Annotated in this window: 19 protein-coding genes and 2 pseudogenes; 7 read left to right on the top strand and 14 right to left on the bottom strand. The window is 48.0% G+C overall.

All coding sequences use genetic code 11. The features are described from left to right. The first annotated feature begins 7 nt into the window (after positions 1–7). Positions 8–775 carry a putative 2-hydroxyacyl-CoA dehydratase activator YjiL gene (gene yjiL / locus AACS05_RS02545; protein ID WP_045439357.1) on the top strand — a complete coding sequence of 256 codons (768 nt, stop codon included), beginning with the start codon at positions 8–10 and terminating at the stop codon, positions 773–775. Next, positions 772–1,023: a DUF3343 domain-containing protein gene (locus tag AACS05_RS02540; protein ID WP_045439354.1), complete on the top strand. Its 252-nt coding sequence runs from the start codon at positions 772–774 to the stop codon at positions 1,021–1,023. Before yjiL ends, AACS05_RS02540 begins: the two co-directional genes overlap by 4 nt. Positions 1,024–1,723: 700 nt before the next feature. On the opposite strand, the gene AACS05_RS02535 is transcribed toward AACS05_RS02540, so the two are convergent. The 5 genes from AACS05_RS02535 to uxuA form a co-directional block, all read right to left on the bottom strand. Beyond that, positions 1,724–2,731, bottom strand: a complete 1,008-nt coding sequence (locus AACS05_RS02535) for a porin (protein WP_045439351.1) — start codon at positions 2,729–2,731, stop codon at positions 1,724–1,726. Between the two features lie 188 nt (positions 2,732–2,919). Then, on the bottom strand, positions 2,920–3,123 hold the full coding sequence (locus AACS05_RS02530) for a hypothetical protein (protein ID WP_045439348.1): 204 nt from the start codon (positions 3,121–3,123) through the stop codon (positions 2,920–2,922). Between the two features lie 651 nt (positions 3,124–3,774). Continuing rightward, positions 3,775–4,548, bottom strand: a complete 774-nt coding sequence (gene uxuR / locus AACS05_RS02525) for a Uxu operon transcriptional regulator (protein ID WP_045439346.1) — start codon at positions 4,546–4,548, stop codon at positions 3,775–3,777. Positions 4,549–4,679: 131 nt separating this feature from the next. After that, on the bottom strand, positions 4,680–6,155 hold the full coding sequence (locus AACS05_RS02520) for a fructuronate reductase (RefSeq protein ID WP_045439343.1): 1,476 nt from the start codon (positions 6,153–6,155) through the stop codon (positions 4,680–4,682). An 83-nt stretch (positions 6,156–6,238) separates the two neighbouring features. Next, positions 6,239–7,423: a mannonate dehydratase gene (gene uxuA / locus AACS05_RS02515; protein ID WP_045439339.1), complete on the bottom strand. Its 1,185-nt coding sequence runs from the start codon at positions 7,421–7,423 to the stop codon at positions 6,239–6,241. A 261-nt stretch (positions 7,424–7,684) separates the two neighbouring features. On the opposite strand from uxuA, the gene gntP reads away from it, so the two are divergent. Further along, complete coding sequence (gene gntP, locus AACS05_RS02510) at positions 7,685–9,028, top strand: gluconate permease GntP (RefSeq protein ID WP_038636883.1); 1,344 nt, start codon at positions 7,685–7,687, stop codon at positions 9,026–9,028. 52 nt (positions 9,029–9,080) lie between these two features. Here the strand turns inward: gntP and AACS05_RS02505 are convergent, their stop codons facing one another. The 3 genes from AACS05_RS02505 to AACS05_RS02495 are packed head-to-tail and all read right to left on the bottom strand — an operon-like array spanning position 9,081 to position 11,926. Further along, positions 9,081–9,776, bottom strand: a complete 696-nt coding sequence (locus AACS05_RS02505; RefSeq protein ID WP_045439336.1) for a LutC/YkgG family protein — start codon at positions 9,774–9,776, stop codon at positions 9,081–9,083. Next, on the bottom strand, positions 9,769–11,196 hold the full coding sequence (locus AACS05_RS02500) for a LutB/LldF family L-lactate oxidation iron-sulfur protein (RefSeq protein ID WP_045439333.1): 1,428 nt from the start codon (positions 11,194–11,196) through the stop codon (positions 9,769–9,771). The genes AACS05_RS02505 and AACS05_RS02500 overlap by 8 nt, the downstream gene beginning before the upstream one ends. Positions 11,197–11,206: 10 nt before the next feature. Next, positions 11,207–11,926, bottom strand: a complete 720-nt coding sequence (locus tag AACS05_RS02495) for a (Fe-S)-binding protein (protein WP_045439330.1) — start codon at positions 11,924–11,926, stop codon at positions 11,207–11,209. Positions 11,927–12,507: 581 nt separating this feature from the next. On the opposite strand from AACS05_RS02495, the gene AACS05_RS02490 reads away from it, so the two are divergent. After that, positions 12,508–14,061, top strand: coding sequence for an L-lactate permease (locus tag AACS05_RS02490; RefSeq protein ID WP_045439327.1), 1,554 nt, complete (start codon positions 12,508–12,510; stop codon positions 14,059–14,061). Positions 14,062–14,519: 458 nt separating this feature from the next. Here the strand turns inward: AACS05_RS02490 and pdxY are convergent, their stop codons facing one another. From pdxY to AACS05_RS02470, 4 genes and pseudogenes are all read right to left on the bottom strand, one after another. Continuing rightward, entirely contained in the window at positions 14,520–15,377 is an 858-nt protein-coding gene (gene pdxY, locus AACS05_RS02485) for a pyridoxal kinase PdxY (RefSeq protein WP_045439325.1), read from the bottom strand. 11 nt (positions 15,378–15,388) lie between these two features. Next, positions 15,389–16,654, bottom strand: a complete 1,266-nt coding sequence (locus AACS05_RS02480) for an aromatic amino acid transporter (protein ID WP_045439321.1) — start codon at positions 16,652–16,654, stop codon at positions 15,389–15,391. A gap of 189 nt (positions 16,655–16,843) precedes the next feature. Beyond that, complete coding sequence (locus tag AACS05_RS02475; protein ID WP_045439318.1) at positions 16,844–18,214, bottom strand: tyrosine phenol-lyase; 1,371 nt, start codon at positions 18,212–18,214, stop codon at positions 16,844–16,846. A gap of 921 nt (positions 18,215–19,135) precedes the next feature. Further along, positions 19,136–19,760, bottom strand: a pseudogene (locus tag AACS05_RS02470) (HNH endonuclease). A 140-nt stretch (positions 19,761–19,900) separates the two neighbouring features. Here AACS05_RS02470 and AACS05_RS02465 point away from each other — a divergent pair. After that, a complete protein-coding gene (locus tag AACS05_RS02465) occupies positions 19,901–20,773 on the top strand; it encodes a phosphorothioated DNA-binding restriction endonuclease (RefSeq protein ID WP_081918181.1) in 873 nt (290 codons plus the stop codon). Positions 20,774–20,980: 207 nt separating this feature from the next. On the opposite strand, the pseudogene AACS05_RS02460 reads toward AACS05_RS02465, so the two are convergent. Next, a pseudogene (locus tag AACS05_RS02460) lies at positions 20,981–21,328 on the bottom strand (VOC family protein); the annotation flags it as partial. 182 nt (positions 21,329–21,510) lie between these two features. Next, positions 21,511–21,966 (bottom strand): very short patch repair endonuclease, encoded by a 456-nt coding sequence (locus AACS05_RS02455; RefSeq protein ID WP_045439313.1) that lies wholly within the window; start codon positions 21,964–21,966, stop codon positions 21,511–21,513. 224 nt (positions 21,967–22,190) lie between these two features. Here AACS05_RS02455 and AACS05_RS02450 point away from each other — a divergent pair, with 224 nt between their 5' ends. Together AACS05_RS02450 and AACS05_RS02445 are read left to right on the top strand one after the other, a co-directional pair. Next, on the top strand, positions 22,191–23,330 hold the full coding sequence (locus AACS05_RS02450; RefSeq protein ID WP_045439309.1) for a DNA cytosine methyltransferase: 1,140 nt from the start codon (positions 22,191–22,193) through the stop codon (positions 23,328–23,330). Continuing rightward, complete coding sequence (locus AACS05_RS02445; protein WP_024196156.1) at positions 23,266–24,339, top strand: hypothetical protein; 1,074 nt, start codon at positions 23,266–23,268, stop codon at positions 24,337–24,339. Before AACS05_RS02450 ends, AACS05_RS02445 begins: the two co-directional genes overlap by 65 nt. Positions 24,340–24,362: the final 23 nt, after the last annotated feature.

Genomic DNA, 24,362 nt, shown 5'->3' with positions numbered 1-24,362 from the left:
AGCACGGATGACATACTCAATAGGGATCGATTCCGGCTCCACGGCGACCAAAGGCATTCTGCTGGAAGGAGGTATTATCAAACGCCGCTTCCTCTGCCCTACGCCTTTTCGCCCCGCAGAAGCGATCGCGCAGGCATGGGAAACACTGCAAGCCGGGCTGGATGTACGACCGTTTTTAACCCTCACGGGTTACGGACGTCAGCTCGTGGATTATGCCGATAAGCAGGTCACTGAAATTTCCTGTCATGGACTGGGGGCGCGCTTGCTGGCGCCCGACACCCGTATGGTGATTGATATCGGCGGTCAGGACAGTAAAGTCATACAGCTGGACGATGATGGCAACCTCAGCGATTTTTTAATGAACGACAAATGTGCGGCCGGGACCGGACGGTTTCTGGAAGTCATCTCACGCACACTTGGCGCCAGTGTGGAGCAACTCGATACCATTACCGCAGGCGTAGAACCACATGCTATCAGCAGCATGTGTACAGTGTTTGCCGAGTCAGAAGTTATCAGCCTGCGCTCAGCAGGCATTGCGCCGGAAGCGATTCTGGCAGGCGTGATCAATGCGATGGCCAGACGCAGCGCGAACTTTATCGGGCGGCTTTCAGCACAAGGGCCATTGTTGTTTACCGGCGGCGTCAGCCACTGCAACGCCTTCGCGCGTATGCTCGAAGGGCATCTCGGCATCCCCGTTCATACCCATCCCGACGCACAATTTGCCGGTGCCGTGGGTGCAGCACTGATTGGCCATCGTCAGAGGAAACGCCAGTGACGGAAACGCTGTTCTTATTTCATTCCACCGTCGGCGTCATCAAAATGCGCAAGGCGTTACAGGCTGCAGCGATCAACTTTCGGGTGGCGGATATCCCCCGCCAGCTGCGCGGTGGCTGCGGATTGTGTATCTATGTGAACTGTGCTGCGGATGAGGAAGCGCAGTGGGTGATCCCGGGACATACCGAATCTATTTACCGCTTTGAGGACGGAGAGTGGCGCTGCATTGCCACGTTTGCCGCCTCCTGACCGCTCAAGCCCGTCTGTTTATAATACATACCAAAATAATTCGAGTTGCATGAAGGCGGCAAACGAGTGAATACCAAGGAGCGAACACAAGTACGTGACTGGGGTTAGCGAGTGCTGCCAACGCACAGGCAACTTGAAGTATGACGGGTATATTCATAAAGAGTAACAGGATCCCAGTAAGCGTATATTGTTGGTGTCAGTTTGGACACGGGCAGTGCTCAAACTGGCAAGTAAAATAGCCTAATGGGATAAGCGCTAAGCCAGAAAGTCACCAGATATATATAGTGTTCAGATGACTCCGCAATTCAATATCAAAATTTAATAGCACACAAATAACAGCCAGACATTTTCTAGTTCTTTTTACAAAGAACTGGCGGAAAATGTGTAAAAATGGACATATCAATTCAACATCAACAACGCTCGCGGAAATAGCTTATACCATGACTAAAAACCCCATTATTGGTCTAATTGTTCTTTTCAGCTTAGTTGATATAGTAAAGGGTTATAGAAATTGTTGGCAGCGTGGATTCGTTTATTATATTGACATCCACAACGGTATTTCTTTGGCAGGAGATAGCGTTTGTTTTACAAGCCTGCTCCATTGCTTGTGTTTTTTTATCAATATGAAAATAGCGGGAAGAAAGACTCAATATAAAAAGGTATCTTACTGAAGATACCTTTTTCATATCATAACAAAAAGTTAGAACTGATAGGTCAGGCCTGCAACGACTTCGTTGTCACCGTTAGTGCCATTGAGGAGGTTAATCTTGTAACCAACATCAGCAACGATGTTTTTATTGAAGTAGTAGTCTGTACCCAGCGCGATATATTCGGTCAGGTCAGTATTGTTGTCATCACGCGCATGCACATAAGCCACGTTCGGACGCAGACCGAAATCAAACACATAGGCAGCCATCGCTTCAAAGTGCTGCGCTTTGTCCGCGTCCTGAATCAGGTTATGGGATTCGCCATACATGGTCGCAACGTAGATAGCGTTAGCGTCATACTTCAGGCCAGCCCCCCAGAACTCTGCGTTTTCCCCATTCCAGCCGTGTTGTTTCTGATCGGTAGTCACCGCACTGGTTGAATAGGCTGCAACAGCAGACACACCAGAATCCGCGATGTTGTCATAGCCCAGAGAGAAGCCGTAGCCGTTACCATGCTGCTTAGCAGGGTTAGCGTCGGAATCATCCTGACCCTGGTATTGCGCAGCCACGTTTATGCCATCAACGGCGCCAAACAGATTTTTGGTACGGAGTGTTGCAACACCAGAAGTGCGTGTAGTAAGGAAACGGTCAGTATCTTCATAGGAGTCACCACCGAACTCTGACAAAGTGTCAGTGTAAACTCCCACATCGTAAGCGATACCGTAGTTACGGCCATAGTCAAAGCTAATGTTGTGACCATAATCCAGGCCAGCAAACGCCAGACGTGTATTAACGCCATTCTGCGACCCTTCTGCTTTAGAGGCATCAAACTGACTTTCAAACTGGCCATAACCGGTCAGTTGATCGTTGATTTGTGTCTCGCCGCGGAAACCCAGACGTGCATAGGTACCGTCAGTATCAGTACCATCAGTCCAGGAATGAACCGCTTTTACTTTGCCGTACAGATCCAGTTTGTTGCCATCTTTGTTATAAATTTCCGCTGCATGAACGGAAGTTACCCCTAATGCCATCACTGTTAATGCCACTGCTGTCTTTTTCATATTTTTACTCACTTTTAATTGTGAATTTTGCTATCAACTTTGTTATGAGGGCAGCGTGCCCACATAAAAAAGTCCCCTATCAAGTAAGGGGAAAAATCAATAACATACCAATAAAGGTAATAATGAAGTGGCAAGACATAATTCATTTTCAGGATTTTAAATAAAATCCAGACAGAGAATGGCTATTTTTATTCCTGTGGTTCACTCTGATTAATAGAACGATGTAACATTAATGCCTCAGCAATAATATCCTGTTTACTTTTTCGTGTTTCAAATGCCAGCGTTCGAACATATTCCCACAGAGAGGTATCGACACGAGCACTTAAAAGAACCATATCTTTAGATCGGGTACCCCTTGCTTTTCGAATATCGGGATAATCTCGAGAGGGCATAGTCAACTCCTGAACGCAATAACACGCTTATGGCGATGAAATATGCAGCCAGTGTAAAAACATGTCAATGGCAAAAATATCCTCACAATAGTAATAAAACTGTTAATAAAGAGCCAAAAAATGGAACATCATTTCAAATGAAAGATAACTTTATTATAGAATAATATGTAATGATTGCTTTACGTATATTGTTTCTTATTCACCTGACTAAAAAATTGGGTACTGGAAATGATAATCACGATACGTAATCAAAACATCATTCCGGCCAATAGGTTACATAGCGTTATTAATGTCTACATTCGCATAAAACGCCTTTTTTTATGCGATGTTAGGCAAGATTAACCGGCTCAAACTTCTGCGCAAATCACTTTAATTCTCACTTAACATTGGTCAGCTTTGTCTAAAAATAAGCACGGAAAGGTAAATTTAAGGTAACGAAGGCATTCTTTCGCCTTTAAAAATAAGTCATTTTTGATTGATACAAATCAATTTTTACTCTGCTCTCACGGCGCAAGAAAATCACCATCCGGCAGGATGGAAACAATTTATTACGCCGAATTTAACGTGCGAAGATGGGGGAATGTATCGTAATACAACAGAACAAAGTGAAGCGCGAACTGAAACAGTCCGCGTTGTACTCAGCGGGAGAAATCAGGCGTTAACTTTATCCAGTGGCCAGGATTCAAACAGATAGCCATCAAAGTCGATATCATCGACATTAGAAAACTCCAGCAGACGCTGTTTGACGTTTTCCAGATGCTGCCACATCGCCAGCTTGGCCGCACGGGCGTCCTTTTTGATCAACGCCGCCAGGATCTGCTTATGGTCACCCAGCCATTCTTTGCGGTAATGCGTATCGTCGAGATGGCTGTGTAGCTGGATCCACATTGGGTTGTTCTCACGCCACTGCCAGGACTGGCGAAACAGTTCCACCAACATACTGTTATGCGTCGCCTCAGCAATGGCGAGATGGAACTGCATATCACCGCTTTCTGTACCGTTCGGTTCGCTGGAAGCCAGTTCTCGCTCTTCCAGTTGCAACGCCTGGCGCATTTTGACGATATCTTCGCGGGTAGCCTGCAGAGCAGCAAATTCAGCAATATTGCTTTCAAGTAGCTGACGAGCCTGTAACAGCTCAAAAGGACCGGCATCGTTACAATGGTTCACATCGGTGTTATCCATTGCATGAGCGTCTGCGTTATCAAGCACATAGATCCCGGCTCCACGCCGCACGTCCACCAGCCCTTTAATTTCCAGCATGATTAACGCTTCGCGTACCACCGTTCGGGTGACATTGAGCATCTCGGCAATTTCACGCTCCGGCGGCAGGCGCTCACCAGGGTTGTACGGCGTCTGTACAATAAGATCGCGGATCATTGCGCCCACTTCCTGGTAGGGCCTTTGCTGAGAAGTGTTCGATTTCATAATGTTATGCCCGTCAGATACGTTTATTCAGATCCGGTGATTCGGTATCGAACTATAGCATTTGTGGAGAGCCAAAAACAGGAAACGGGTCAACCAAATAGACTTTTGATTGACCCGTCATCGTGGGGAAGTTATGCGTCAGCGCTTAACGCCGCAACGCACTCACGCGCGCCCTGCTCACACAGCTGTTGATAGCTCGCGATAATCGCATCGACAAAGTCGGCCTTTTCCGCTAAATCGTGACCAAAAATCCCGCTTAATCCCAGCAGAGCCGTAACACGTTCGGCTCCCTGATATTGCTGGTTGATCCGCTGATATTCCGCCAGTAATGGGTCGACAACGTCAATTGCCTGCCCCTGCTCATCCACACCCAGGGTGTAACGCATCCAGCCCGCCACACCGAGCGCCAGGTGTCGCCAGTCGCTGCCGTTCTGCAGATGCAGACGTACTGGATCCAGCAAGCGCTGCGGCAGTTTCTGGCTGCCGTCCATCGCAATCTGCCATGTACGGTGGCGCAGGGAAGGATTACTGAAGCGCTCAATCAGCAGCGTCGCATAGGCTTTAAGATCGGTGCCTTCCGGCATAGAGAGCGTCGGAGCCTGCTCCTGCATCATCAGTGCAAAGGCTGCTTTGCGGTATGCCGGATTAGTCATGGTATCCGCGATGGTTTCATACCCACCGAGGTAGCCCAGATAGGCAAGGAAAGAGTGGCTGCCGTTAAGCATGCGCAGCTTCATCATTTCAAATGGCACCACGTCGGCAACAAACTGCGCACCGACTTTATCCCAGTCAGGACGACCATTAACAAAATTATCTTCAATCACCCACTGGCGGAACGGCTCACAGGCGATAGCACACGGATCATACACGCCCAGTTGATCAGCGACTTCCTGTAACATCTCAGGGGTCGCCGCCGGAACGATACGATCCACCATAGTGCACGGGAAGGTAGCGTGAGTTTCAATCCATTTCGCCAGCTCCGGATCGCGCGCTTGTGCCAGCCCCAGCACCGCGACTTTTGCCACATGACCGTTTTCACGAACGTTGTCGCAGGACATCACGGTAAAGGCCGCCAGTCCCTGCTCACGGCGCAGATGCAGCGCCTGCACAATGTAGCCAATAGCTGATTTCGGTGCCGCCGGGTTTGCCAGATCATGTTGGATCAGTGGATTATTGAGATCTAACTGACCGCTGGCAGCATCCGTGCAGTAGCCTTTTTCGGTTACCGTCAGAGAGACAATCGCCGTCTGCGGTCGCGCCATAGCCTGCAGAATACCGTCACAACCATCAAGATCCGGGTGTAACGCTTCTTTCATCGAGCCGATGACTTTCAGCACGGTGTCGTCAGCCCCTTTCTCCGCCACGGTATACAGAAGCTGCTGCTTTTTCAGATTTTCGATCAGCACACGGTCATTACCCGGCATCAGGTTCACTTCACAGATGCCCCAGTCGCTGTCTGTTTGTTCCAGTAAATGGTGCGTATACAACGCCTGATGCGCACGGTGAAAAGCACCGCATCCCAGGTGAACAATACGGGATTGCAGACGAGAATGATCCCACGCCGGGCGTGCAACCGGCAGGTTGCTGTTAGCAATTGTCGTAGTCATCGCGAACTCCATAACCCATCGGAAATGCCGACGGGAAGAGAAAAGAACAAAGCCGGCACGGCACGTCGCCCTGCCGGTCTGGTTTAGCGGCTAAAAAAAGCGCGCTGAATAGCCATTTCAACGCCACGGACTTCCGCCAGCCCTTTCAGGCGCCCAATCGCGGAATAGCCAGGGTTGGTTTTCTTTTTCAGATCGTCGAGCATCTGGTGACCATGATCCGGGCGCATCGGGATCAAATCCTCCTGGCCCTGAGCCTTACGGCGATGCTCTTCTTCCACGATTGCCTTCACTACTTCGTACATGTCGACATCACCATTGAGATGCGCCGCTTCATGGAAGGTTTTCGGGTTGTCTTCACGCAGTGTCGACCGAAGATGGGTGAAGTAAATACGCGGACCAAACTGCTTGATCATATCGACCAGATCGTTGTCTGCGCGAACACCGTAAGAGCCGGTACACATGGTGAAACCGTTGGCCATGCTGCTGACCGTATCGACCATCCATTGCATATCTTCCACGGTGGAAACAATACGCGGCAGGCCGAGGATTGGGCGCGGCGGATCGTCCGGATGTACCGCCATGCGTACGCCCACTTCTTCCGCGACCGGGATAATCGCCTTCAGGAAGACGGCGAAATTCTCACGTAGCGCGGCTTTATCAATATCTTTATAACGCTCAAGGTGCTGGCGGAACTGATCGAGGGTATACCCTTCTTCCGCGCCCGGCAGACCGGCGATGATATTGCGGGTCAGACGGGCCTTATCTTCATCACTCATGGTCGTGAAACGTTGATTCGCCTGGGCGATTTCTTCAGCGCTGTAGTCGGCTTCTGCGCCTGGACGTTTGAGGATATGCAGCTCAAATGCGGCAAATTCAATCTGATCAAAACGCAACGCTTTGGAACCGTCCGGCAGAACATATTCCAGATCGGTACGTGTCCAGTCGAGAACAGGCATAAAGTTGTAGCACACAGTACGAATGCCACACTGTGCCAGATTGCGCAGTGACTGCTGGTAATTGGCAATCCACTGAAGATAGTTACCGGAACGGGTTTTGATATCTTCGTGGATTGGCACGCTCTCCACGACTGACCACACCAGACCCGCCTGTTCAACAATGGCTTTACGCTTCTGGATCTCATCAACTGACCATACTTCCCCGTTCGGGATATGGTGCAAAGCAGTAACAACGCCCGTCGCCCCCGCCTGACGTACATCAGCTAAAGTGACCGGATCGTTCGGACCATACCAGCGCCATGTCTGTTCCATGCTCTATTCCTCATTTACCTAATGGGCTCGACAATATGGCACATAAATTCCTCCTTTTGGTATGACATGTCAACCTGAATGGGTGTATTGGTTAACCAAATCACAATAATGGCGATGTTTGCCAGTGATGACAAAACCCAAAACCACATCAGCAGTGCAAATCTGTAACGCAATGTGACATTCATCGCATCAATGGTTAACCAATTTATATAACATCTCAACCAAAATCATAATGGTTCAACCAAAGAAGGCAGACGTTTTATGCACGTTCTCAATATTCTGTGGGTAGTATTCGGCATCGGTCTGATGCTGGTTCTCAATTTAAGATTCAAAATAAACTCAATGGTCGCCTTGCTATTGGCGGCGCTCTCCGTCGGTATGCTGGCGGGCATGGATTTAATGGAACTGCTGCACACCATGAAGTCCGGCTTTGGCAGTACGCTGGGGGAACTGGCGATTATCGTGGTGTTTGGTGCGGTTATCGGCAAGTTGATGGTCGACTCCGGGGCGGCACATCAGATTGCTCATACGCTGCTGGCGCGCCTTGGTCTGCGCTATGTACAGCTATCGGTGATCATTATTGGCCTGATCTTCGGCCTGGCAATGTTCTATGAAGTGGCCTTTATTATGCTGGCTCCGCTGGTGATCGTCATTGCCGCCGAAGCGAAGATCCCGTTCCTGAAACTGGCTATCCCTGCCGTTGCCGCCGCGACCACCGCGCACTCGCTGTTTCCACCTCAGCCGGGACCGGTAGCGCTGGTCAACGCCTATGGCGCCGATATGGGCATGGTTTATATCTACGGTATTCTGGTGACGATCCCAAGCGTGATCTGTGCGGGGCTGATCCTGCCGAAGTTCCTCGGTAATCTTGATCGCCCGACGCCTTCATTTATGAAAGCTGATGTGCCGGTTGACCAGAATAATTTGCCGTCATTCGGCGTGTCGATTCTGGTGCCGCTGATCCCGGCGATCATTATGATCTCCACTACCATCGCCAATATCTGGCTGGTTAAAGGGACTCAGGCCTGGGAAGTGGTGAACTTCTTAGGTTCTTCTCCGATTGCGATGTTCATCGCTATGATTGTCGCCTTTGTGCTGTTCGGTACCGCGCGTGGCCATGACATGCAGTGGGTAATGAACGCCTTTGAAAATGCGGTGAAAAGCATCGCGATGGTGATCCTGATTATCGGTGCGGGCGGCGTACTGAAGCAGACCATTATCGATACCGGTATCGGTGATACGATTGGCATGCTGATGTCACACGGCAACATTTCACCGTACATCATGGCGTGGCTCATCACCGTACTTATCCGTCTGGCAACCGGCCAGGGCGTCGTGTCAGCAATGACCGCCGCGGGGATTATCAGCGCAGCGATCCTCGATCCCGCAACGGGTCAGTTAGTGGGCGTCGATCCGGCATTACTGGTACTGGCAACGGCGGCGGGCTCCAACACCCTGACCCATATCAACGATGCCTCATTCTGGCTGTTCAAAGGTTACTTTGACCTGTCAGTGAAGGACACGCTGAAGACCTGGGGTTTACTGGAGCTGGTTAACTCAGTGGTCGGCCTGATTATCGTATTGATCATCAGTATGATTGCATAATATTGTCATTCCGCTCTGGCCTTCAGTGCCAGAGCGTTCATCAACAAAAATCTCAACAATCCTCAATAATCAGATACACCGCCTTCACCGGACCATGCACCCCAACCACCTTAATCAGCTCAATATCCGCCGTTGAACTCGGCCCACTGATGATGTTAATGCACGACGGCATACGCTCACCGGCCAGCGCTTTCTGATGCAGAATTTCTGCCAGCTGCGCCACGCGCGGCAGGATGGTGCTTTTGCGCAGGACAAAAATAGAAGACTCCGGCAGCAGGCTTAATGAGCGTCCGCGCTCGGGTGCAGAAAAGAGGACCACACCGCCCGACTCCGTTAAGCCATACTCGGCATACACCACCCCGACTTTCGCCTGCTCGGCCTGGGTAATATTCTCCTCGCCACGGGCCGGGTCCCAGACCACGGCGTTACATTCCTGTTGCAGGCGCTCGCTGATCCCCAGAACTGCCAGCCGACTGTCGCCGCTAAGCACCACCGATTGCTGACCAAGTTCTTCACACAGACGTAATGCCGCGTCTGCCGCCTGCGCTTCACTGGTCAGTTCGCAGCGTGCCAGCATGACATCAGTAGCGAACTGGATAAAGGCATCACAACGCTGCTGCTGGTTGAGTTCAGTCAGTCGCTCGTTCGCATAGTTGTTAACCGGTGCCGCATCTGGTTCCGGTACAAATCGCACCTGGCGACCCAACGCTCCGGCGATAGTGTTTAAAAACGCGGTACGGTTATCCATTCTTTTTATCCTCCGCCTGATGTTTTCTAAACCAGCTACGGAAACTCTCTCCGTCAGCACCAGGAAGATCGCGTGACTCCATCCAGTCGTTAATGGCTCCCACCTTAAGCGGTGTTTTTCCGCCATTAATAAACCAGCTCGCCGCATGGGCTCCCGCCATCATCCCGACTTTCCACAACCCTGGATGGCTATTAGCATACGCAAACATTTTGATCGCCCGCCGCTCCGCTTTCGGGGTAATGCCCTGCTCCGCCATTACTCTGCGATGACGCAGAATCAGTTTAGAAAGAGGGATATGCACCGGACATACGCTGTCGCAAGCCGTGCATAATGAACAGGCGTAAGGCAGATCTTTAAAATCCTTATAACCGCCGAGCAACGGAGAAATCACCGCACCAATAGGACCTGGATAGATAGAGCCATACCCGTGCCCACCAATATGGCGATATGCCGGACAGGTGTTCATACAGGCCCCGCAGCGTATACAGCGCAGCACGTCACGAAACTCAGAACCAAGCACCTGCGAGCGCCCGTTATCCACAATGACCAGGTGAAACTCTTCCGGCCCGTCAACGTTATCCGCCTCACGCGGACCGGTAAGCCAGGTATTGTAGCCTGTCAGACGTGCGCCAACAGCACTACGCGCCAGCATGGTGATGAGCACATCAATATCAGCAAACGTCGGTGCAATACGCTCCATTCCCATCACCGCAATGTGCGTTTTCGGCAATGTGGTACACATCCGCGCATTACCTTCGTTGGTGACAAGGCAAACAGAGCCGGTCTCCGCCACGGCGAAATTACACCCGGTGATCCCGATTTCGGCACTGAGAAAATCTTCGCGGATCTTCTGACGGATAAATAAAGTCATTGCTTCGGGCGTTTCCGGGCCGTCGTAGCCCAGGCGTTCGTTTAGCACGCGGCGGATCTGATACCGATCTTTATGGATAGCCGGAACCACCACATGCGAAGGAGGATCCTGATCCAACTGGAGAATATATTCACCCAGATCGGTTTCGATCACCTGGATTCCGGCATCCTGCAACACATGGTTGATACCGATTTCTTCAGTCACCATCGACTTTGACTTCACCACTTTGCGCGCATTTTTACTCTGCGCGACCTGCAAAATGTAGCGGGTGGCCTCTTCTTTGGTCTTCGCGAAATAGACGTGGCCGCCATTTTCGGTCACTTTCTCGGAGAGTTGATACAGATAAGCATCGAGATTACTCAGAACATGGTCACGGATCTGGCTGGCCCGGTCGCGCCACGCTTCCCAGTGCCCTAATTCGTCGACCATTTTTTGGCGATTCGCACCGATACGCTCCTGCGCATTGGCCACCGCTTTGCGCATAATCGGATCTTCGATTTGCTGACGAATGCGCATCTTGAACTCTACATCGCTGGTTTTTATCGACATACTTTTCTCCTCAGCGGCTCATCAGCACTTCAGCAATATGCATCACTTTGACCGGCTGGCCTTCTCGCTGCAGACGGCCACCGATGTTCAGCAGACAACTGACATCAGCACCAATCAAATATTCCGGACGGGCATCCATCATGTGGACGACTTTCTCTTTCACCATCTCGCCCGATATTTCGGCCATTTTGACCGAGAAGGTACCGCCAAAGCCGCAGCAGGTATCCTGATCGGCAAACGTCAACAGCTCCAGACCACGCACATTTTTCAGTAGCGTAAGCGGTTCTTCCTTCACGCCCAGCTTGCGAGTCAGGCTGCAGGACGGATGATAAACCGCCTTCCCTTGCAAACTGGCCCCCACATCAACTACCCCCAACTTGTTAACGATAAAGGAGGTGAGATCCTGCATGCGCGCAGCAACCTTTTCCGCACGCAGCGCCCATTCAGGCTCATCGACCAGATACGCCGGATAGCTTTTCACCGCGTAAGTACAAGAGCCTGCCGGAGAGATTATCGGGTCATCATTATCTTCCATCGCGGCGATCAGGTTTTTCATCCCCGGAATCGCTTCTTTGATATAACCACTGTTGATGGCTGGCTGGCCGCAGCACCCTTGTTTCTCAGGGAAATTAACGCGGCAGCCCAGTTTTTCCAGCAGCAATACGGAATCACGTGCCATCCGGGACTTCAGCGCGTCACCAATACAGGTGACAAAGAAATTTACATTCACAATAACTACTCCATTGCTTCATTTCTATTTATTGCGCTTGATATCGCTATATCAAGCAAAGGTTCAGCCGTGTATCACGCCCAGTTTTTCGGTTTTTTTGGTTTTACTAATGACTGAGTTCATAGTGATGCCCGGATCGTTTTCCGTTGGTGGCGACTCTCCGCTTCTTATATCAGGACAATCGCAAACGTCTGTATTTTCATTTGTATGACAAAACCAAATAATCCTCTAATCAACAAGCATATGCAATACCCATGTTTATTTCTTTCGGCCTTGCTCACATTTTTATATTGGAAACCATAGCGTTATTAAAACCTTAAAAACAGTTTCAGGTGATGACTAATCTCGTCATTATCATTATTAAAAAGGTTATTAAATAACTACTTATAGGTATTTGCCTTACTCTTAAGTGTATTTATCTGGCAGCAGCCTTTAATTAAAAGATTACAATAGTTACAAAACTATTAATCATAATTACTTTATTCACTGAAGCGATTCAGTTTGCATACTTTATTTATACGCCAATGTAGCCTTTCCGCCATAAATATAAATCAGGTTTAATGAACCAAGCAGGAATAATAATGAACGAATATTTTATGTTTGCCCTGGCACTATCTCCTTTACTGCTAATGGTATTTTTAATACTGAAATTGAAAATGCCCATCCATTATTCTGTGTTGATCTCTCTGGTATTCACCGCCGCGCTATCAGCGATATTCTGGGCGATGCCAGTACAGAATCTGAAAGCCGCGATAGGCTATGGCGCACTGAAGGGATTATGGCCGATAGTGATTGTGATCCTCGGGGCCATATTCAGTTATAACGTGATGCAGGCGACAAAAGCGCTGGATATTCTCCGCGATATTCTCGCCAGCATCAGCGAAGATAAGCGAATTCAGGTACTGCTTATTTCGTGGTGCTTTGGGGGATTTCTTGAAGCTGCGGCAGGTTACGGCACGGCGGTCGCAATCCCTATCGGCATTCTCATCGCACTGGGATTCAATCCGCTGAAAGCAGCCATTGCCTCTCTCGTGGCGAATACCGTACCGACGGCTTTCGGTGCGGTCGGTATTCCGGTCTCTATCCTCGCTGAACAGGTTAACCTGTCGGTTTATACTTTAGGCGGGACGATTATTCTGCAGTTAGCCCTGTTTAATATTCTGCTGCCGTTTGTCATTGTCTGCATTATTGGCGGTGGCTTGAAAGCCCTCCGCGGCGTATTCCTTATCACTCTGATATGCGGCATCACTACGCTTATCCCACAATATTTTGTCGCGATACATCTTGGCGCAGAATTACCCGCTTTTGCCGGCAGTCTGGTCAGTCTTTTCGCCGTCGCCATCGCGGGTCGATTGCGTAACGGGAAAACAGATCCCGAGTGGCGTATTGAGGTCAGCCATACCCGTGAAACGACTCCGCGCTCAGCAAAAGTGCTGTTTCGGGTCGGTTCAATCTACATGTTGATTTTTATCTTTATTCTGCTGTGCTCTCCATTATTCCCGGCGGTAAAATCGGCGGCTTCTCAACTGGCTTCAGTACTGCATTTCACGCTGGCTGACGGTAAATCTCTGGCGCTAAAAATCGAATGGATCACGACACCCGGAATGCTGATCATCTTTGCGACCATTATTGGTGGTTTTATTCAGGGGGCATCCGCTCGCGGTATGCTGGAAGTCTTTGGCAAAACCGTGTTCCAGCTCAGGAACTCCATCGTCGCCATTATGGCGATCGTCGCGCTGGCAACGGTGATGGATCTCAGCGGTATTATCTCCACACTTGCCCAGTCCATTGTCGATCTGACCGGCAGCTCTTATGTCTTTATTGCACCGGTGATTGGCGCACTGGGAACATTTGTCACCGGCAGCGACACCAACTCGAATATTCTGTTTGGCAAATTGCAAACCATTGCTGCCAGTAAACTGAATATTGATCCTAACTGGCTGGCTGCGGCCAATACTTCCGGTGCAACCGGCGGGAAAATGATTTCGCCGCAAAGCATCGCCATCGCGGTTTCCGCGACCAAAATGGAAGGACAGGCTAACCAGATAATGTCCGGCACGATGAAATACTGCTGTGCCTACATTGTGATCCTGGGATTAAAGGTCGGCCTCTTTTATTACTGGTTTATGGCCTGAATTCTGTTGAAGGCTGGCGTTGTTCACAATCTATCCTCTTGTCAACCCCATCGAGGGTCTGGCGGTTTGTTGTTCATCAACCTGACCGCCCAGTGAACCAAAAGGTTTACACCGCCTTCGCGATAAGAACGAAGCGGCTGGCTTTACGATTTGTTGGCGCTGACTAAAATAGCGCCGATGTTTCAAATTGAGGATAGTTGTTATGTTGTTCTGGAAAAAGATGGTGAAGAAGTTCGACGCCTTCTCTGCGTTGATTCCACCACGCTACTTCCGGGTGTAAAGCCAGGCAGGCCTGTCAACGACAGGCCTGAGTCTTTCTCCCTGTTTTCTTCTTGCGCAGCCCGCATTTTCTTAACACCACTACCCGCATCCGCAGCCACGCAAAACGGTAGACCAGCGGATGCTGAAACCTGAGCAATGTCAGAAACATAGAGCCTCCCTTCGGCGCTCGCGATGCGCTATAGCACCGTCGCCCGATAACGAACCTGTGGATCCATTATCTGATAACGTGCTTCTATCAGCCGCAGTTCATACGAGCCACGCTCTTTGGTCAGATGCATCACCGAATCCACAATACTGGTGGTTCGCTCCAGCGCCTCTTTATCCTCAAAACCGTTGAGCAACGAGGCCAGCATGACGCTGCATATCAGATCCCCAACGCCGACGGGCATTTTGGCAAAGGTATACAGCGGTCTGGCTATATGTAATGTCTGTTCCGGTGTGACCAGCAACATTTCAAACGCCTGTTTGTCGCACGAGCAATCACCGAGATGCTTCACCAGAACCTTCTTCACGCCCCACGCCACCAGTTGCTGCGCCGCTGCAACCACCTCGTCAAAGCTGCGTAGTTGTCTGCCCGTCAGCACACCCAGCTCATAGAGATTCGGTCCCATTATGTCGGCCAGTTGAATGGCGTCATCAACAAAAAAGGACTCGACACCCTGGGCCACAATGCAGCCTTTTTGCGGGTCACCCATTACCGGATCGCAAAAATAGAGCGCCTGCGGATTGCGCTGGCGGATGGTCGTCACCGCGTGCTTCACCTCTTCGCAATGCCTTTTATCGCCGAGATAACCAGACAGCACGGCATCGCACTGCGCGAGCTTTTGCAGGTCATCCAGTCCGCTGATGATCGCACTCAATTCACCGTGCGGCATTGCCATCCCCTGCCACATCCCGTACTGGGTATGGTTAGAAAATTGCACGGTGTAAAACGGCCAGACATCAATGCCGGAGAGCTGCATTGGCAACACCGCGGCTTTATTGCCGGCATAGCCGTAAACGACTGACGACTGAACAGACAACACGTTTTTCATTTTCACTCCGTCTAACGAAACGTTGGCAGCAGACCAAATACGTCCAGAACAACCGTCAGATAAACAATTCCCCCGCAAACAATCACAAGGTTGAGCACCGTGTTATTGCAGGGCGCGGTATAGCTGGCAGTCGGAAAACGTTTACGTGCAGCCTTCACCAGGAAAGGTGGCAGGATCACGCTCCAGATGGTGAAGGCCAGACCGGCGTAGCCAATCGCATGTACAAAACCATTCGGAAAGAAGAAGCAAACAGCCGCTGGCGGGAAATAGGTCACCAGCGCGGTTTTCAGACGACCGACGCCGTTATCCGGGAAGTGAAACAGATCCGCGATATAATCAAACAGGCCGAGCGTCGCCGCCAGCAGGGAGCTGGCTACGGCAAAGTTGCCGAAGAATGTCAGGATCAGATCCATATAGCGGCTGGTAAACAATCCGCTGATAGCCTCGACAAACACATCAATATTTCCACCTTTGGCAATAATCGGCGGGAACTCAGCGCGGCTGATATTGCCCATCGTTACACCCAGCCAGAAAATATACAGTAGCAGAGCAAATAGCGTTCCAATGATGATGGAGCGCGTAATATTGCGAACCCCTCCTGTGCCATACAGCTTAACCAGGCTCGGCACGTTGCCATGGAAACCAAACGAAATAATGCAGAATGGCAGCGTCATCAAAATATAAGGAATGTACTGCGAGCCCGGTATTGCCACCGCTACGCTATCGATGAGCTTCGCCACTTCGATATGGCCGACCAGTCCGGAGAAAGTGGCAAAGAACGCCACAAATTTACCGATAATCAACACGGTAGTGATCCGCCCGACCAGCAATGAGCTGTACCATGCGATTGCGCCAACTAACATACTGACGATCACCACCGATATATTCGCCGGAAATCGCACGCCACTATATTTAAATACGGTTTGCGCCATCACTGCCGATGACCCGGAGATATAGGCATAGGTCAAAATATAGAGTACAAAGCCAAAAGCGATACCCACCACGATATTCCACTTGCGGCCTAATAAATCCTGAGTAAATGTATTGAAACTGGCACCAGCGCCATAATGCAGATTAACTTCTACCAGCATCAACCCGGTTAATAACATCATGATGGCAATAAAAAGAAGAATAACAGAGGCACCGGGGAACCATACGCCTGCCATCGCAATCGGCAGGGAAAACATCCCACCACCCACTACGGTCGCGATAACCAACATGGTTCCGCTAATCAGTCCGGGGGTACTACTTTGTCGCTCAATGGCGTTAATATCCATGATAAATGTTCCTGTAGACTATTAGTTATAATTACAGCTGTCATTTGTACATCATGCGGATAATAAAAATGTTGGAGTCAGGGTTTGCTTTTTTTATGTCTGTCACGGTAACGGGCACCGCAAAGGCTTCCTGTTCATGGAAAAATGAATACAAAAAAGCCCCATCAAAAGATGGGGCCAGAAAAAGATTTAGATATAATCAAAACGTGCAGTAAAGAAGCGAAGCTGCTTCGGCTCATAAATAAACTTCAGCCCGCGAATATCTTCTTTATGCTGGTAAAGTTTAATGATGCCGTCAGCTACTACATCCATATGCGCGTAAGTATAAACACGGCGCGGAATAGTCAGGCGTACTGTTTCCAGTTTCGGTCTGTGGTGTTCACCAGTCACATTATTACGGCCCGCAGAGATAATACCGCGTTCCATACTACGCACCCCGGTCTCTACATAGATGCTTGCGGCAAGGCTTTGTGCCGGGAATTCGTCCTGCGTCAGATGCTCACAGAAGCGACGCGCATCAAGGAATACCGCATGGCCGCCCACTGGTTCAACAATCGGTACACCGGCTGCTTTCAGTTTGTCACCCAGGTAGCGAACCTGCTTCACGCGATGCTCAATATACTCATACTGCATGGCTTCACGCAGGCCAATCGCCATCGCTTCCATGTCGCGTCCGGCCAGACCACCGTAGGATGGCATTCCTTCATAAACCACGACTAACTCTTTGGCAGAAGAGAACATTTCGTCATCGTTCATGCACAGGAAGCCGCCGATGTTCACCAGACAGTCTTTTTTACCACTCATGGTACAACCGTCGGCATAGCTGAACATCTCATGCACGATTTCTGCGATGCTCTTGTTCTCAAAGCCCTGCTCTTGCTCTTTGATAAAGTAGGCATTTTCTACGCAGCGGGTTGCGTCGTAGAACACTTTAATGCCATGTGTCTGAGTCAGTTCACGCACCGCACGCATATTGGCCATTGAGACCGGCTGCCCGCCCGCGAGGTTAACCGTTACCGCCAGACAGATATAGGCAATATTCTCTGCGCCTTTTTCGTCAATCAGTTTTTGTAATTTTTTAAGATCGATATCACCTTTAAAAGCAATATTAAGACCGGCATCGTGCGCTTCGTCACGAACGATATCAACAAACACCGCTCCATTTTTTTCCTGGTGATAACGAGTGGTGGTGAAATACATATTACCGGCAACATACTGCCCCGGCTTAATTGCCAGTTGCGATAACAGGTTTTCCGCGCCGCGGCCCTGGTGAGTAGGAACAATATGTTTAAAGCCAAAAAGTTCCTGCACCGTTCTTTCCAGATGATAGAAGTTTTCGCTGCCCGCGTATGCTTCATCACCCATCATCATTCCGGCCCACTGCTTGTCGCTCATTGCGTTGGTGCCACTGTCAGTCAGCAGGTCAATATAAATATCTTTTGAATTTAACAGGAATGTATTGTAACCCGCTTCCTGCATTTTTTTAAGGCGCTCATCACGCGGGATCATAGATACAGTTTCAACGCTTTTAATACGGAAGGGTTCTGCCGGATAATTCATTTTGTTTCTCCAGTAACAGTGGTCATGTACGTATTAATGTGAAGTAAAGCATACCTGGCTCATCAACAGAATCTGATGAAATATAACTATTCGCCTCCTGATTCAGGGGGAGAAATAATGTGGAGGCACTATGCAAGATTTGATTGATTATGGAAATAGTCAGGTCAACATTAATCACTGGCAATAATTTAAAAAGCTGTAAATATGAGTGATGAAAATCACATATATTTTTTTTACCCATTCATATTCAACAAGTTTTTTTTTGCCTTTTGATTTGCAGTTTGCCATCAGATGTCGTCGAAGAGGGGAAATACTGAAAACTTAACTTTCCAGGCTGTTCTCATAATGTATTGGCGAATGAGTACACCCCATTTTGTGAGAGTCGGATCACTTCACGGGATTATAATTGTGATTCACATCACTAAAAGTGTAAAGCAAAGTGTACAAAACACTGTAGTTTCATAGTTTGCTATTTACTTCAGTGATTTAGATCTCATTTTATACCTGATGCAGACAGGTGTTGTTTTCTGGAACGTGATTCTGCTTGGGCAGGCAAATGGAGATGGAGTTATCGGATGAACAATACCGTATATCCGCATATTTATTGGGATGGGAAGGGTTTTCTCTTATTCTTAATAACGAGTTAATGACTCTTATTAGATCTTATTTTCACCTGGATTTTATCCTTTTCACTGAAGTAATTTACAGGTGTTTTTATTAGGGCGATGCGAAGATGCGGATAATAGAAGGTTGCATCGTGTTGACCATCTGCGGACTCAAACCCGAAACGTCTGAATGCGCGCAGTGGAAAAGTTGTCGGTGCATAAAAAAAGCAAGTGCGGGGTTTATAGGAGTGATTGCGGGGAAGCGTTAAAAGGGGATGAGCTGGTAAAAGCGCCTGCGGGCGCCTTTATTGAGCCTTTAGCACAGCATATTTTTCAGTTCTTCTGGGGTATACGGCGGCATGCGACGGTGCAGCATGGCATGACAGTTTGGACACTCGGGGATCAGGTCATTGATGGGGTCAAAGCGGTAGTTTTCTTTAATTGCCGATAAGGGTACCAGGTGATGAACATGGATAAACCCTTCGGCAATCTTGCCGTAGACCTTTGACATATCGATGCTACACACTTTGCACTGACAGCCGTGATGGCGAAGCGCCACCTGTCGGGCATTGCGGTCGGGCTCATAGCGATTCACGGTCACCTGAGTCGCTGCCCCCTCTATATATTCAGTTTGCGCCTCGAGTTCTTCAGGGAAGATCGTGTCACTCACCGCCGCAGCACGATTTTTATCCTGAACAATATAAAAACCTTGCTCAGTCAATAATCTGACGCATTTCGAACTAATACCGCCGGAGAAATCCTGAGGGGTAAACGCTTTGCCCGTCAAAAGCGTCGCTGCAATTCCGGCAATGGTTTTTGATGGATAGCGACGCCCCTGAAATTCCAGCTCGTAATTTGAAATGGTGCGAAAAGCCCGCGTCATAGGCGTGAATGGCCTTGATAATGTACTCGCGCGGCAGCGTGTCAGGGAGTTCATTCATGGGTCAGGTTCCTTTAACCAAAGGCTTTCTGAAATAACGGCAAGCGATAAAGTGACGTCGATAGTGTATCGGCCTCACTCCTCTTGATCAGGTGATATTTTGCGAGCATCATCGCAATTATTTACCTGATAATGAAATCAATGATTTCCAGTAAAACCCTGCAACAGGCAGTTGCCGACATCACCATCTGGCGTAAAGGCGAGCAGCGTGCGCCGCACAAGCCTCTGCTGCTGCTTCATGTGCTGGCGGGTTATCAGCAGGGCCACGGCCGCCTGTTTGACTACGGTTCGGAAGTTCGCGACCCGTTGCATAGCCTACTGGAGCGATTTGGACCACAGCGCGCGCAGTACCGCCCGGATATGCCCTTCTGGCGCTTACAGGGAGATGGATTCTGGGAGCTACAAAATGCCGAGCAATGCTCAACATCCGGTAGCAACAAACAGCCCCCTGCCGGAGAATTGGTGGCACACAACGTTGCCGGAGGCTTTGATGAACAACATTTTTCCCTGCTGAAAAAGAGCAAAAACCTCATCAACACCCTGGCGCAACAAATTCTTGAGGCACACTTCACCGAAAGCATTCAGGAAGAGATCGCAGATGAACTGCGATTTAATATCCTGCAAATCCGCAAACAGCGGGACCCGTTGTTCCGCCAGCAAGTTCTGCGTGCTTATAACTATGAATGCGCCATTTGTGGCTTCAATATGCGCCACGACAGCACTTCAGTTGCGCTTGAAGCCGCCCATATCAAATGGAAACAGCACGGCGGCCCGTGCGAGATTTCAAACGGCCTGGCGCTGTGCGCAATTCATCATAAAGCCTTTGATAAAGGTTCGATTGGGCTGGATGAAAGTATGCGGGTTCAGGTGTCACCCGCAGTGAATGGCAGCGGCATGGTGGGCAGACTGTTCTGGGATTTCGACGCTAAGCCGATAGCACTACCGATGGTGCGCGAAAACTACCCAAAAGAAGGTTTTTTGGAGTGGCACAGGAAGGAGGTGTTTCGGGGGTGAGTGCGAAGGCCGGACTCGCCTTTTCTTTTAATTTATTGAAAATTAATGGTTTGCGAGGTTTTAAATTGGGGATTTGCCCCCAGAATGGGACAAAAAACTGAATACTGCGTGGGAGATCACAAAGTTGCGTGATTATTTTCCAGGACTGAAACGCATTCCAGAGTAAGGCTTCTTACGGCATTGCGCCAGTCGAGATGATAAATCTCACACATGTAGCTCCAGTTTGTGGCCATCCGGGTCAAGAAAATAGAAAGATTGCCCTTCGCTTTTATTATCTTTCCAGATCGTCACTCCCGCCTGTTTCAGCTTATACGAGAACGGCTCAAAATCCTCTGACGCGATGTTGAATGCATAGTGGGTATAGTCACTTTCCTGCGGTGCCACGTAATTACGTGATACGTCGTAAGAAAGGCAAATCCAAAGATCGCCACAGGTAAGGTAAGCGCCAGTATCCCACTCAGCATGTAGCTTCAACCCCAGCAAATCGCGCCAGAAGGTCAGGCTGCTTTGCAAATTACTGACGGCAAGCGTTAAGTGGTTCAGAGATTGAAGCATAGGGATACCTATTGATGGTTAATAATTTAACCGAACATTAATAGCTAATAAAATAACGCATGGAAAGAGAATTTTTGTGGGCCTTGTGTTGTAATAATTTTTTTGGCAATGACTTTATTTTATATATATTTAATAAATAATGATTTTAGATATTCTCACTCAAGGTGTCTTGTCATAATAATTCATTTCGGAAACTCAAAAGTCGGCATTGGTTCCTTTGCGCTCATCTGTGTTGAATTTGCCCCACCTCTAAGCCATTCATCGATGTAATCAGTAAAATCGACAAAATCAATACTTTTAAGTTTTATTGCACACTCCCATATAATCAGAACGCGGATTTTTTTAGATGCAAGAACATATTGATTTCTGACATCTCTTTCTTGATTTTTATTGATTTTATTTTGCCAGTACGATTCATTATTTTTAGGAATGTGAGATATAGGGCAGCCGTTATCATGCCCATGCCAAAAACAGCCATGGATAAAAATGACTGCATTGTATTTAGGGAAATACATATCTGGCCTACCAGGCAAACCACTATTATGCAATCGATAACGAAACCCTCTGGCAAACAACGGCCTCCTGATTCTTAACTCAAGCTTGGTGTTTTTTGATTTAAATAACCTCATATCAGGCATATAACCTCCTTCGGTTTCCAAATCTATAATAGTAGCTTATATTATTAATCAATATATTAACACCTAACTTTATAGCAATGAATACTATCTAATCTGAAGTAGTGTTAGGTCTTATTTGCTAAGATATTAAAAAGTAAATTGATAATTAATAAGTTATCATGTAGAATAGTAGGATCGTACAGCGAGATATTTAGTAAAATTTAAGCTAACTTGATAGGTATAAAATGTCCACAATGAAACCCGCTATATTTTCATTCTTTTCAGGATCAGGTTTTCTTGACCTAGGCTTCGAAAATGCCGGGTATGAGGTGGTTTTCGTCAATGAATTCCATCCTCCATTCATGGACGCGTATAAACACTCAAGAAAAAAACTTGGCAAACAACCACCGCGCTTTGGTTATGCCCCAGAAAGCATTGAAACTATTGAGCATTCGGTGATTAAGCATAGCATGAAAACGCTTAAAGGTGAAAATCGACTCGTTGGCTTCATTGGTGGACCACCATGCCCTGACTTTTCTGTTGCTGGCAAAAACAAAGGCAAAGATGGTGAAAATGGCAAATTATCACAAAGTTACATTGACCTGATAATTGAAATGATGCCTGATTTCTTCCTTTTTGAAAACGTAAAAGGCTTATACCGAACTCTGAAGCATAGAGAGTTTTTCGAACAAATTAAGAGTGAACTAGCTTCTGTAGGATATATCCTGCATGAAAGATTGATTAATTCAATTGAATACGGTGCGCCTCAAGATCGAGAAAGGATTATTTTAGTTGGTTTTCTTGATAAGTCTTTAGCCAAAAACTTCGAATGGAGCGGCCAAATATACCCCAATAAGGAAGCTTTCCAGTTCCCTTGGCCAACAACAAACGCATACGAAGAAGACTCAAGTATTGAATGCCCACAAGGTATTCCAGAAGAACTTACTATAGAATACTGGTTCGAGAAAAACGATGTTAGCAATCATCCAAACGCTAAACATGTATTTACAGCCCGAGCTGGTTTAGCAAGATTCCAGTCAGTAGAAGAAGGCGATGATAGTAAAAAATCATATAAAAGGCTTCATCGCTGGAGATACTCTCCGACAGCAGCATATGGTAATAATGAAGTTCATCTTCACCCATACAAACCTCGTCGTATTACGGTCGCTGAAGCGTTGGCAATCCAGTCTTTGCCGAAAGATTTTGAGCTACCAGGGGATATGACTTTGTCGAATATGTTTAAAACAGTCGGTAACGGCGTTCCCTATATCGCCGCATTCGGTATTGCCCAATCAATTTTGCAACATTTAGGATACAGTAATGAGGATAACAGCATCGAATCTGGTTCAGGCGATTTCGAGCTTACCCAAAAATACGCTGTTTAACTATATAAACGATAGGAATAGCGGGAAGATTGAGATTGTACGTATCCAACATCCCGAAGGTCCTATCGAAATAAAGAGATTTGATCCTAAGAAAGGTCAAACTCAAGCAACAGCCAAAACAGAGAGTATTTCGACTCAAATGCTTTGGCGACTTGCAAATGCGCTCGAAGAAAACAGACCTGTCAACGTTGAAAGGGTTTTCGGTGCCAGTTACAACACCCGCTCGGTATTGGAGAGCTTGCTCGCACATACTCCAGAGTTCTATTGGTGTAGGCCAGCCAGACTGGAAATCATGAATGCACAAAAGTCTATAAAACCAGGACATAAGCATCTGATTTTTCTGCCAGATATGCCACATACTAATGGTTTGTTAATTGAGCACCAGACTAATATTGTCGTCTCTGAAATGAGCTTCGATGTTGTTCACCAAAGCGTTGATATTGAGACAATTAAGCCGACTAAAGGCATGACTATTGAAGAAAAAAGACGTCATGCTCAGATACAAATTGCTTTAGTAAAAATAGGTTATTGTTTAGGTTTAGATACTTGGGTAGCAGCCAATGATCGTAGCTTACAATATAATGGTAAAGCTATAGCGCAAATGGACGGTGTAATAAGTTCATTATCTGATGAGCAAGTACTCCAATCGTATAATGATGCGATTAAAGATGCTCGTCTTATAGACTGCATTTGGTTTAGGGAAGGCCGCATGATGCCAGCAGTAATGGAGATTGAACACAGTACTGGTATAAAAAGTGGTCTGACTCGCATGAAACAATTCTATGATCATGCACCGAGATTACAAGATATCCGTTGGACTATCGTTGCTCCTGATGAATATCGAGCAAAGGTGATTGAATTTGCAAACATGCCTCAATTCATTGAATTAAAAGCTAAATTCTTCCCTTACTCTTCAGTTGAAGAATTATACTCTCTATGCGACCGAAGAAAGCCTAAAGGAATAAATGATTTATTTCTAGATTCTTTTATGGAAGATTGTGTTATATAGCTAAGAACATCAAATTAACATGA

It is taken from the genome of Citrobacter sp. S-77 (assembly GCF_963864895.1).
GTDB lineage: Bacteria > Pseudomonadota > Gammaproteobacteria > Enterobacterales > Enterobacteriaceae > Citrobacter > Citrobacter murliniae.
This window is presented reverse-complemented; position numbering and strand designations above follow the sequence as displayed.